This is a genomic window from Nitrosomonas sp. Nm132 (assembly GCF_900100485.1).
Classification (GTDB): domain Bacteria; phylum Pseudomonadota; class Gammaproteobacteria; order Burkholderiales; family Nitrosomonadaceae; genus Nitrosomonas.
The window spans coordinates 1-12,962 of the sequence record NZ_FNDH01000055.1 but is presented as its reverse complement, the minus strand read 5'-3'; the positions used below and the strand labels follow the sequence as shown (position 1 = coordinate 12,962).

Sequence of the window (12,962 nt, the reverse complement as noted above, 5' to 3'; positions counted from 1 at the left end):
TCGATATGTTCGCATGCAATGCCCCCGCAAACATTACTCCACATGCCACTACTAACCCCTTCAGCCATCCTCGGGCATCCATTCCTCTCTCCTTCTTATCTTATATTGTTATCCATTTACGCCCTTGCAAATACGCGCTACCCATCCCTCTCGATAGCCTGAGCATAAAACCACTACCTCTTATTCCTGCACTGAAACTCAGCAAGCCTACTTTCTCAACCACAGCTATGTCAAGAATTTTGGGTAAGAATTTATTACTTAGACATGGAAATTATGATTTCTATTGAAATTAGAATATGTTGTTTAATCACCCCGTTTCAGAACCATCGTCTCACTTGTTATTATTGATCTGTTACCCGCCATTTAATTTGGACTGCTCACGCCTTAAAGATACGAGTAGTATTTAGCTACTTATCCAGATTCTATAACTGAGCTATCACCATTATAAGTAGGCAACTTAACATAACAGCTTGTATGAGGATAACTAAAATTATCCCGCATACAAGCTAAATACGCATGAGTCAATATACCTGCTCAAATCCTACCTTAAGGATAGATCATTATTTGTAACTATAGATTCATTATCTGTTCCTTCTGTAGCTTTTTCAGGTAAATGAGCGCTTATATTAGTATTTGATGATAGCTTTTGCTTCTTACGGATATTATGAAATGACAATCCTGTTCCTGCTGGAATGAGCCTTCCTACAATAACATTTTCTTTTAATCCACGCAGATCGTCTCTTTTTCCCATAATTGCCGCCTCTGTAAGAACACGGGTTGTCTCTTGAAAGGAAGCAGCAGAGATAAACGAATCTGTTGAGAGCGATGCTTTAGTAATACCAAGTAGCATGTATTCATATGTGGCAGGAGCTTTATTCTCGGCAAGCAGTTTCTCATTCTCCGCTAGCACATCTGCACGTTCAACTTGTTCACCAGGAATGAAAGATGAATCTCCTGCATCAGTAATTTGTACACGACGCAACATCTGCCGAACAATCACCTCAATATGCTTATCGTTTATCCTTACACCTTGTAGACGATAAACATCTTGTACTTCGTCAGTAATATACCGCGCTAATGCCTCTACCCCCTGAAGACGTAGTATGTCTTGTGGCTCGGCTGGTCCATCAACGATAGTCTCACCTTTATTGACTACTTGACCATCATGGGCCATAACATGCTTATCCTTTGGAATCAGATATTCATGTGAAATATTATCGAGATCTGTTATGACAAGGCGTTGTTTTCCTTTAGTATCTTTACCAAAAGATACCGTTCCAGTAACCTCTGCTAAAAGACCCGCATCCTTTGGTGATCTAGCTTCAAATAACTCCGCCACACGTGGCAATCCACCTGTAATATCACGTGTTTTCGAGGTTTCCTGTGGAATACGAGCTAATACTTCTCCAACACTTACTTGCTGTCCATCACGTACAGAAATAATAGAACCAATTTGGAATGTAATGCTAACCGGCAAATCACTCCCCGCAATCTTAATCTCTTTTTCTTCTTCATCCAAAAACTTAACCAATGGACGCAATCCCTTAGTTTGCGTAGCACCGCGACGCTTGGGATCTATTACAACGAGTGTGGATAAACCTGTTATATCATCAATTTGTTTTGCTACCGTTACGCCTTCTTCAACATTCTCGAAGCGTACCCTACCACTATACTCTGCAATAATGGGACGAGTATGCGGATCCCATGTTGTCAACACTTTACCCACTTTTACCGCTTCACCATCATGCACCAACAGCGTTGCTCCATAAGGCACTTTATGACGCTCGCGCTCACGCCCGTTTTCATCGTACACGATCGCCTCTCCACTACGAGAGATGACTATCAACTCGCCACGAGCATTTTTTACATAGCGCATCGTAGGGGAATAATGAATCACACCATTTGATTTACTCTCAACTTGACTCACCACCACTGTTCTAGAAGCGGCACCACCAATATGGAATGTTCGCATAGTCAACTGGGTTCCTGGTTCGCCAATAGATTGTGCCGCAATAACACCTACTGCCTCACCAACGTTTACTGCTGTTCCACGCCCTAGATCGCGCCCATAGCACATGATGCATAATCCGTAGCGAGTTGCACAGGTAAGCGGAGTGCGCACTTTAACTTCATCAACCCCACAAGACTCAATTCTTTCAACGGCATCTTCATCAAGCAGAACGCCAGCATGATAAATAGTCTCCTGATTCTCTGGGTTAACTACGTCCTGTGCGGTTACTCGACCAAGTATCCGCTCTCGCAACGCCTCAATAACCTCACCACCTTCAATCAATGCTTTCATTACAACGCCATTATCTGTACCGCAGTCCTCCTCAGTGATAACGAGATCCTGAGTAACGTCCACCAAGCGGCGAGTGAGATAGCCAGAATTTGCCGTTTTTAATGCTGTATCAGCAAGTCCCTTCCGCGCACCATGAGTAGAAATAAAATACTGCAGAACATTTAGACCCTCACGAAAATTAGCTGTAATCGGTGTCTCAATTATAGAGCCGTCAGGCTTGGCCATTAGCCCACGCATCCCCGAAAGCTGACGAATCTGAGCTGCTGAACCACGCGCACCTGAATCAGCCATCATATAAATTGAATTAAATGATTCCTGCATGATAGGTTTGCCATTTTCATCTTGCCTCATTTCTCCAGTTAATGGATCGTATACAGGCTCAACGCTTAATTGATCCATCATCGCTTTAGCAACCTGATCACCGGCACGCCCCCAAATATCGACTACTTTGTTATAGCGCTCACCTTGAGTTACCAAACCTGATGTATATTGAGCTGCTATTTCTTGTACCTCCTTCTCTGCGGTGCTTATGATGTCATTTTTCTGAACGGGCGTACGCAAATCATCCGCGCAAATGGAGATGCCGCCTCGAGTGGCATAGGAAAAACCCGAGTACATGAGCTTATCCGCAAAAATAACTGTTTCACGTAGCCCACATAAACGAAAGCTAGCATTGATAAGCTTCGAAATTTCCTTTTTCTTGAGCACCTTATTAATCAGAGAAAAAGGAAGTCCTTCTGGCAAGATTTCCGATAATAACGCACGACCTACTGTCGTTTCATAACGAGTTATTTTTTCGGCTTGCTTATCGTCTTCCTTACCTTTTTCGGTTTCCTTTATTCTTACTACTATTCTCGCATTGAGCTCAACCGCATGATTTTCATACGCACGCAATACCTCCGCGACATCCTGGAACAACATACCCTCGCCCCGGGCATTGATCTTTTCCCGAGTCATATAGTACAAGCCGAGCACAATGTCTTGCGAGGGTACGATAATAGGATCCCCGTTAGCCGGAGACAGAACGTTATTAGTTGACATCATCAAGGTACGACATTCCATTTGCGCTTCAAGTGATAATGGAACATGAACGGCCATCTGATCCCCATCAAAATCTGCATTAAATGCAGCACAAACCAGAGGATGCAGTTGAATTGCCTTGCCTTCGATTAACACAGGCTCAAACGCCTGAATACCCAAGCGGTGAAGTGTTGGCGCTCGGTTTAGCATTACTGGATGCTCTCGGATAACTTCCTCCAGTATATCCCACACTACTGGACTCTCATTCTCCACCTCTCGCTTGGCTGCCTTAATGGTGCTGGCAATACCCATAGTTTCCAGTCTGTTGAAAATAAATGGCTTAAACAATTCAAGAGCCATTTTTTTCGGTAAGCCGCATTGATGTAATTTAAGCTGAGGACCAACCACAATAACTGATCGACCAGAATAATCGACACGTTTACCCAGCAGATTCTGACGGAATCGCCCTCCCTTACCTTTAATCATATCCGCAAGTGACTTTAATGGGCGTTTGTTGGCCCCTGTCATAGCCTTACCACGACGCCCGTTGTCAAGAAGCGAATCAACTGACTCTTGCAACATACGTTTTTCATTGCGCACAATGATTTCTGGCGCTCTGAGCTCGAGCAAACGCTTCAGCCGATTATTCCGGTTAATCACACGGCGATATAAATCATTTAAGTCAGAGGTCGCAAAACGACCTCCATCCAATGGCACAAGTGGTCTCAATTCTGGTGGCAGTACCGGCAATACCGTCAATATCATCCATTCCGGCTTCATCCCTGATTTATTAAATGCTTCAAGTACTTTCAATCGCTTAGCTATTTTTTTTAGCTTGGTTTCGGATCCAGTGCTCTGCATTTCGCGACGGAGAGAATCAATTTCCGCAACGATATCCATATAGCCCAATAAATCACGAATGCCTTCTGCACCAATGCCTGCAGAAAAATCATCTCCGTAACTTTCTGTCTTATTAAGATAATCATCCTCTGTCAGCAATTGACCGCGAACTAGTGGAGTCATGCCTGGATCGGTTACGACATAAGCTTCGAAATAGAGCACACGCTCAATATCCCGTAATGTCATGTCTAATACTAATCCCAAGCGCGACGGCAGTGACTTCAGAAACCAGATATGCGCTACTGGAGATGCTAATTCAATGTGCCCCATGCGTTCGCGCCGAACTTTAGATAAAGTTACTTCTACCCTGCATTTCTCACAAATCACGCCTCGATGTTTTAATCGTTTATATTTTCCACATAAACATTCATAGTCTTTTACTGGACCAAAAATCTTGGCACAGAACAACCCATCCCTCTCTGGTTTAAAGGTACGATAGTTTATCGTTTCTGGTTTTTTTACTTCACCGTACGACCAAGAACGTATTTTTTCTGGAGAGGAAAGACCAATTTTAATTGAATCAAACTCTTCTTTCTGAGTAACTTGTTTAAATAAATCAAGCAACGCTTTCATCTGTCACCCCCATTAATCTATAGGTCGGCATAAAACATCTTCAATCAAGATTTCAATGTTGTTCCAAATCAATATCCATACCCAGAGATCGAATTTCTTTTACTAATACATTAAAAGATTCTGGCATTCCCGCATCTATTTTGTGATCGCCCTTGACAATACTCTCATATACCTTGGTACGTCCATTTACATCATCTGACTTAACGGTCAGCATTTCCTGTAATGTGTAGGCAGCGCCATATGCTTCCAACGCCCACACCTCCATTTCACCAAAACGTTGACCACCAAACTGAGCCTTACCACCCAGCGGTTGCTGCGTGACTAAACTATAGGGGCCTGTAGAACGAGCATGCATTTTGTCATCAACCAAGTGGTGCAGCTTAAGTACATGCATATAGCCTACCGTAACAGAACGATCGAAGGCAGCACCCGTTCTACCGTCATAAAGCGTAACTTGCCCCGATCTTGGCAGACCAGCTAATTCAAGCATATCCTTTATTTCGGCTTCTGTAGCACCATCAAAAACAGGTGTAGCAAAAGGCACACCTTCAACTAAATTTTTTGCGAGCTCCCGTAGTTCCTTGTCATTTAATGAGGCAATATCTTCTTTTTTACCGCTGCTATTATAGATTTTATCGAGATATGCTCTTAGCTCTGCAATTTCGCTTTGCTTGCGTAACATTTCATCGATCTTCTTGCCCAATCCTTTTGATGCCCATCCCAAATGAACTTCCAATATTTGCCCTACATTCATCCGCGATGGAACACCTAAAGGATTCAACACAATATCAACAGGGGTGCCATCGGCCATATAAGGCATGTCCTCTACAGGTACTATTCTTGAAATGACCCCTTTATTTCCATGACGACCGGCCATTTTGTCTCCCGGTTGCAAACGCCTCTTAACCGCAACATAGACTTTGACCATTTTCTGCACACCGGGGGGCAGTTCATCACCTTGTGTGAGCTTTTTCCTTTTCTCATCAAAAGCAATATCAAACATTTTCTGCTTCTGTGCCATGCTATCTTTTAATTGCTCCAGCTGGACACTCGTTTCCTCATCAACCAGACGGATATCAAACCAATAGTGAGGATCGATACTCTCCAGATATTCTTTCGTAATGAGCGTCCCTTTAGCGAGTTTTTTAGGTCCACCGGTTGCTGCCTTACCAATGAGCAAACGCTCTATGCGCATAAATGCATCGGCCTCCACTATGCGCATCTGATCAGCCAGATCTTTTTTATAGCGATCTAGCTCATCATCGATAATTTTCCTGGAACGCTTGTCCCGTTCTACCCCTTCACGGGTAAATACTTGTACATCAATTACGGTCCCCGATATACCAGAAGGTACTCGCAAGGAAGTATCTTTAACATCAGATGCCTTTTCACCAAAAATTGCTCGTAATAGCTTCTCTTCCGGGGTTAACTGTGTTTCACCCTTCGGAGTAACTTTGCCGACCAATACATCACCTGCTTCTACTTCAGCACCGATATAAACAATCCCAGATTCATCCAGACGGACAAGCTGGCGCTCAGATAAATTCGGAATATCAGCAGTAATTTCTTCTGTACCAAGTTTAGTATCACGACTTACCACTGATAATTCCTCAATATGAATTGAGGTGAAACGATCATCAGATACGACATGTTCAGAAATTAGAATGGAGTCTTCAAAGTTATATCCATTCCATGGCATAAACGCCACCAGCATATTTTGCCCTAATGCAAGCTCGCCCAAGTCGGTCGAGGCACCATCGGCGATGACATCGTCGCATGTCAGAACATCACCCACTTTTACCAGCGGACGCTGATTAATATTTGTATTCTGATTTGAGCGGATATATTTGATCAGATTATAGATATCCACGCCCACCTCTCCTGCTCTTGTTTCAGTATCGTGCACGCGCACTACGATACGGTTGGCATCCACGTAATCAACCACCCCTCCACGCACCGCTCTCACAGCAGTTCCAGAGTGGACTGCAACAACTCGTTCGATTCCCGTTCCCACCAGTGACTTCTCTGCACGTAAACAAGGAACTGCTTGACGCTGCATATTAGAACCCATCAAGGCGCGGTTGGCATCATCATGCTCTAGAAATGGAATTAATGAAGCTGCAACGGATACAATTTGAGCAGGTGCGACATCCACATACTCAATTTGATCCTTAGGAGCCAAGGTAAATTCATTCTTCTGGCGACACGAAACGATTTCATCTACGAATCGTCCCTCCAAATCTAGCTTTGCATTCGCTTGAGCTATCATGTACTGGCTTTCTTCAATAGCAGAAAGATAAGCGATCTCATCGGTAACTTTTCCATCTACTACTTTTCTGTACGGTGTTTCAATAAATCCATATTCATTAGTTTGTGCGTAAAGGGCCAGCGAATTAATCAGACCAATATTGGGTCCTTCTGGTGTTTCAATAGGACATACACGCCCATAATGAGTCGGATGCACATCTCGTACTTCGAAGCCTGCCCGTTCACGTGTTAAACCGCCCGGACCCAAAGCTGAAATGCGTCGCTTATGCGTAACCTCTGATAAAGGATTCGTTTGATCCATAAACTGGGATAATTGGCTGGAGCCAAAAAATTCACGAGCAGCAGCAGATACTGGTTTAGCATTGATTAAATCATGAGGCATAAGGTTTTCTGATTCCGCCTGACTGAGTCGCTCTTTAACTGCTCTCTCAACTCGGGCTAATCCAGCTCTAAACTGATTCTCAGCTAGCTCTCCAACTGAACGCACACGACGGTTTCCTAAGTGATCAATGTCATCTATCTCTCCACGACCATTACGTAGCTCTACTAATATTTTGATTACATCAATAATATCTTGATGGGATAAGGTCGAAGAACCTGTTAACTCAGATCTCCCAACTCGACGATTAAATTTCATCCGCCCGACAACCGACAAATCGTAGCGCTCAGCCGAATAAAATAGCCCGTTAAATAGCGTGCTAACAGCTTCTTCGGTTGGCGGCTCACCTGGGCGCATCATCCGATAAATTGCTACTAGAGCAGCCGCTTGATCAATGGTTTCATCTATTCTTAATGTTTGAGAAATAAAAGGACCATAATTAAGATCATTTATATAAAGCGTACTTATTTTTTCAATGTCGAGCTGCCTTATTTTTCCAAGTATAGCATCGGTAATTTCATCGTTAGCTAATGCTAGAATCTCACCTGTTTCCTTATCTACAATATTTTGTGCCAGGATCTTGCCAATCAAAAACTCTTCTGGAACTGCGATCTGATTTATACCGATTTGCAGCAATTCTCGAATGTGTTTTGCTGTAATACGTTTATCTTTCTGAACGATCACTTTACCTTTGTCATCAGTAATATCAAAGCTCGCTACTTCGCCTCGTAAACGCTCAGGCACCAAATCAAACAAGATTTCACTTTTAGAAAAATAAAAATGATCAAATACAAAAAAATCAGTAAGAATTTGTTCTGGTGTACAACCCATTGCTTTCAATAAAGTCGTCACCGGCATTTTACGGCGACGGTCAATGCGGAAATATACATAATCTTTAGGGTCAAATTCAAAATCTAACCAAGAACCACGATAAGGAATAATACGCGCAGAAAAAAGCAACTTACCCGATGAATGTGTTTTTCCGCGATCGTGTTCGAAAAACACTCCAGGAGAACGATGCAGTTGAGAAACAATTACTCGTTCCGTCCCATTTACAATAAATGATCCAGTATCTGTCATGAGAGGAATCTCTCCCATGTATACTTCTTGCTCCTTGACTTCTTTTACTGTTGGTTTAGAAATCTCTTTATCTAAAATGGTTAAGCGAACTTTGGCACGCAAAGGGGATGCATAAGTTAAGCCACGTTGCTGGCATTCTTTAACATCGAATGCAGGCACGCCTAGGGAGTAACTAATAAAATCAAGTCGAGCATTTTTTGAATGGCTCTCAATTGGAAAAATTGAATTAAACGCTGCCTGCAACCCTTGATTAGCACGCTTATTAGGCGCGACTTTCTCTTGTAAAAAAGCTGCGTACGATTCAAGTTGAGTTGCGAGAAGAAAAGGAATTGGTAAAACACTAGCACGTTTAGCAAAACTTTTTCGGATACGTTTTTTTTCGGTGAACGAATAGTTCATCAATTTTCTCCAGGCGCAGAAGATTGAGGATTAAATAGCCGTATTTATCCAAATAATCATTTACTGGCTACCGTAGTAAATGCTTGGTACAATAAATAGGTATGCAATAAAATTCAAATTATCAAAGAAAGTAAAGGCCGGCAGTATATTTTCTCTCTGCCAGCCAGTACTTTCTCAACGAGAATATTATTTAATCTCGCAGCCAGCTCCAGCTTCAGTAAGCTGTTTCTGGATTGCCTCCGCATCAGCCTTGGCAATCCCTTCTTTTACCACTTTTGGAGCGCCATCAACCAAGTCTTTAGCCTCCTTCAAACCGAGACCTGTTACTGCACGAACTACTTTAATTACATTCACCTTGTTATCACCCGCAGAAGTCAATACCACAGAAAATTCAGTTTGCTCTTCTGCTGCTGGCGCTGCAGAAGCAGCAGGTGCGGCAACTGCGATAGCAGCAGCAGCAGAAACACCAAACTTCTCTTCCATATTCTTGATTAGCTCAGACAGCTCTAACACTGTCATATTAGCAATTGCGTCTAAAATTTCTTCTTTGGCTATAGCCATTTTCCTCTCCTAACAATAAATGAAATTCTGATTAAATTTAGAGATGAATAAATAATTCACTTTCTTAATTTGAAAAAATTATTTCTGATCGCGTATCGCAGCTAACCCTCGTACAAATTTGGTAGGCACTTCATTAAGTGTTCTAACAAACTTGGTTATAGGCGCTTGTAACGTTCCCATCAGTTTGGATAGCAATTCATCTCTGCTTGGTAGATTTGCTAAAGCCGCAACATCCTTGCTAGACAGGACGGTTCCCGCCATTGCGCCAGCTATAATGACAAATTTATCATTATTTTTTGCAAACTCATGAAGCACTTTGGCAGTAGCTACCGGATCACGTCCGATACCATATGCCAAGGGACCTACCATTTGATCAGCAAGACTAGAATACGGCGTGTTCATTACCGCACGACGCACAAACGAATTCTTGATCACACGAAAATATATTCCACACTCGCGTGCTTTAGCTCGCAATTGCGTAAATTTACTAACTTCCAATCCACGATATTCCGCAAGAATAATTGCTTGCGCACCAGCTATTTGAGCGCCAACCTCAGTAACTATTGCTTTTTTCTGCTCAAGATTAAGACTCAAGATACATTCTCCACATTTAACGCTGGAGTCATATCGGAATAATCACGATATTTTCCATTCTAAAAAGCGGCGATCTTTATTCAGGAGAAAACAATAAACCCTGTTCTGGATACGCCATCTGCGCCGGGAACCTTTCAGGTATATACCGAATATAACAAACTCTTATTAAACTCGGTCGATAATTCTTTGGTAATTAAGCTTCAAGCTAGCAAATTAGATTATTTAATCTTAATTCCAACAGCACGCATGAAACCCCAACGGTCTTTGATAACCTACTGACCTAAAGCGTCAATAGCCCAAAGTCTATAAATTAATGCCCTAAACCCGTTTGATCAACTCGAACCCCCACTCCCATAGTGCTGGAAAGAGTCACACGTCTTAGGTATGCCCCCTTAGAGGCAGACGGTTTAGATTTATTAAGCGCATCTACTAACGCCAAGATATTTTTCTTTAGCGCATCGATTTCAAATGATGCCCTACCAACAGTACAATGCACGATGCCCGCTTTATCAGCTCGAAACTGTACTTGCCCTGCTTTAGCATTCTTTACAGCAACTGAAACATCCGGCGTTACCGTGCCTACTTTTGGATTAGGCATTAACCCTCTTGGACCTAGTATTTGTCCCAACTGACCAACAATACGCATCGCGTCTGGGCTAGCGATAGCAACATCAAAGTTAATCTCTCCTGCTTTGATCCGCTCTGCAAGATCCTCAAAACCAACAATATCTGCACCTGCCTCTAGTGCTTCTTTAGCTTTATCTCCTTGTGCAAAAACAGCGACACGCACAACTTTCCCTGTACCTTCCGGCAAAACCACCGATCCACGTACAGCCTGATCTGATTTTCTTGCATCAATCCCTAAATTAATTGCGACATCAACAGATTCATCAAATTTTGCTGTTGCCGTTTCTTTTATAAGAGCAATGGCCTCTGCTAATGAGTAGGTTTTATTGCGATCTATCTTTTTGTCTATCGCCTTATATCGTTTAGAAATGTGTGCCATTTTATAGCTCCTCCACTTCCACGCCCATACTTCTCGCACTGCCAGCAATAGTACGTACCGCAGCATTAATATCTGCTGCAGTTAAATCTGGCATTTTTAATTTAGCTATTTCTTCCGCTTGATTACGACTCAATTTCCCTACTTTATCGATATGAGGCTTAGAACTTCCTTTATTTATACCCGCAGCTTTCTTAATTAGCACTGACGCGGGCGTTGTTTTCATGATAAAGGTAAAGCTTTTATCCGCATAAGCAGTTATGATTACCGGCACAGGCAAACCTGGCTCCATCTTCTGCGTAGCTGCATTAAATGCCTTACAAAACTCCATGATATTAAGCTGGCGCTGCCCAAGAGCAGGACCGATTGGAGGGCTTGGATTAGCCTTTCCAGCCGGTATCTGTAGCTTGATATAGCCGATAATCTTTTTTGCCAAAATTATTCTCCTTTTTGGGTTTTACCGAATGTTTACAACATTCTCCCCGTCTCAATACAAAACAATAACAACTTTCACCTTCTGAATTTAGCAATCTTTTATCGGGAGCTAGGATTTTTCGACTTGATCAAAGTCTAATTCAATAGGTGTGGGACGACCAAAAATGGAAACAGACACCCGTAGTTTACTTTTGTCATAATTAACATCTTCAACATTTCCGTGGAAGTCTGTGAAAGGTCCTTCTTTGACACGCACCGCCTCACCAATTTCGAAAAGTATTTTAGGCTTAGGTTTTTCCACACCCTCTTGAATTTGCTCAAGTATGCTCTGTACTTCCTTTTGACTGATTGGCGTCGGCCTCATTAAAGAGCCGCCCACGAAACCACTAACCTTGGCCGTATGTTTAACCAAATGCCAAGTTTCATCTGTCATTTCCATTTCAATCAACACATACCCAGGAAAAAATTTCCTTTCACTAATATTTTTTTGCCCTCCCTTGATTTCCATAACCTCTTCTACAGGAACCAGGATTTGACCGAATTTATCCTCCATTCCGGCACGGACGATACGCTCCTGCAATGCACGCTTGACACTATTTTCAAAGCCAGAATATGCATGAATCACATACCATTTTTTGTTCATTCTACCACCCGGGCCATATATCTAACCCTCTTGATCCATTACATGCCTTACAACCGCCATCAATCCGGTATCCACTAGCCACAAAAAAACTGCCATGGCAACAACAAAAGCAAACACCACCCCCGCGGTTTGTATCGTTTCTTTCCGGCTAGGCCAAACTACCTTTCTCGTCTCCTCAATTGACTCCCTGCTAAATACATAAAACTGCTTGCCCTGATCAGTAAACCAAGCTATTGTGATTGCTAAAAACAAACCCAACAACAAAAGCAATAAGCGAATAACCATCGCGCTATCGCGCAAATAGTAAAAACCCACAACGCCGGCTACTATCGATAAAATAGCCAGCACCAGCTTAAATTTGTTCACTCAAACACCACCCTAGGCAATAGACAATTCATTTGTCTTTCTAATAATTTCCAATTTAAAACTGACAAACACAGCTCACTAAGCTGTACTAGCAATCTTTGTTTGAATACAAGCTTTCTTCTCAGCCAAAAATTAAAACCTATTTCCCCCTCTCTTACTTATCTTAAAAGCTGAATTCAATTCTGGCAGGCCAGGAGGGCATCGAACCCCCAGCCTTCGGTTTTGGAGACCGACGCTCTGCCAATTGAGCTACTGGCCTATTTTCTACACACCAATATTTATACCCCAGCCTTACATTTTATTGTACAAGCACATTACTACAGAACAAAATTGAACACGATTTTTACTCAATAATTTTAGCTACGACACCAGCCCCAACAGTTCTACCACCCTCACGAATTGCAAAACGCAACCCCTCCTCCATCGCAATTGGTGCAAT

General features: G+C 42.5%; 9 protein-coding genes, 1 tRNA gene and 1 pseudogene. 1 reads left to right on the top strand and 10 read right to left on the bottom strand.

Annotated elements, in window-relative coordinates:
• Nucleotides 1-287: hypothetical protein (locus BLP80_RS15970; protein ID WP_218120455.1), on the top strand; the 287-nt coding region annotated here is incomplete at its 5' end.
• A 254-nt stretch (nt 288-541) separates the two neighbouring features.
• On the opposite strand, the gene rpoC is transcribed toward BLP80_RS15970, so the two are convergent.
• The 10 genes and pseudogenes from rpoC to BLP80_RS13085 all read right to left on the bottom strand — a co-directional run.
• On the bottom strand, nt 542-4,795 hold the full coding sequence (gene rpoC / locus BLP80_RS13130; RefSeq protein ID WP_090543959.1) for a DNA-directed RNA polymerase subunit beta': 4,254 nt from the start codon (nt 4,793-4,795) through the stop codon (nt 542-544).
• Between the two features lie 52 nt (nt 4,796-4,847).
• Nucleotides 4,848-8,921: a DNA-directed RNA polymerase subunit beta gene (gene rpoB / locus BLP80_RS13125; protein ID WP_090543957.1), complete on the bottom strand. Its 4,074-nt coding sequence runs from the start codon at nt 8,919-8,921 to the stop codon at nt 4,848-4,850.
• Nucleotides 8,922-9,107: 186 nt separating this feature from the next.
• Entirely contained in the window at nt 9,108-9,482 is a 375-nt protein-coding gene (gene rplL / locus BLP80_RS13120) for a 50S ribosomal protein L7/L12 (RefSeq protein WP_090543955.1), read from the bottom strand.
• A 78-nt stretch (nt 9,483-9,560) separates the two neighbouring features.
• The gene (rplJ, locus tag BLP80_RS13115) at nt 9,561-10,076 is read right to left on the bottom strand and encodes a 50S ribosomal protein L10 (RefSeq protein ID WP_090543952.1); all 516 of its coding nucleotides are present in this window, start codon (nt 10,074-10,076) and stop codon (nt 9,561-9,563) included.
• A 310-nt stretch (nt 10,077-10,386) separates the two neighbouring features.
• On the bottom strand, nt 10,387-11,082 hold the full coding sequence (gene rplA / locus BLP80_RS13110; RefSeq protein WP_090543951.1) for a 50S ribosomal protein L1: 696 nt from the start codon (nt 11,080-11,082) through the stop codon (nt 10,387-10,389).
• Between the two features lies 1 nt (nt 11,083).
• Nucleotides 11,084-11,515: a 50S ribosomal protein L11 gene (rplK, locus tag BLP80_RS13105; protein WP_090543949.1), complete on the bottom strand. Its 432-nt coding sequence runs from the start codon at nt 11,513-11,515 to the stop codon at nt 11,084-11,086.
• Nucleotides 11,516-11,623: 108 nt separating this feature from the next.
• On the bottom strand, nt 11,624-12,157 hold the full coding sequence (gene nusG / locus BLP80_RS13100) for a transcription termination/antitermination protein NusG (protein WP_090543948.1): 534 nt from the start codon (nt 12,155-12,157) through the stop codon (nt 11,624-11,626).
• Between the two features lie 21 nt (nt 12,158-12,178).
• Nucleotides 12,179-12,523: a preprotein translocase subunit SecE gene (gene secE / locus BLP80_RS13095; protein ID WP_090543946.1), complete on the bottom strand. Its 345-nt coding sequence runs from the start codon at nt 12,521-12,523 to the stop codon at nt 12,179-12,181.
• A gap of 183 nt (nt 12,524-12,706) precedes the next feature.
• Nucleotides 12,707-12,782 (bottom strand) — tRNA-Trp (locus tag BLP80_RS13090).
• Nucleotides 12,783-12,866: 84 nt separating this feature from the next.
• Nucleotides 12,867-12,962, bottom strand: a pseudogene (locus BLP80_RS13085) (elongation factor Tu); the annotation flags it as partial.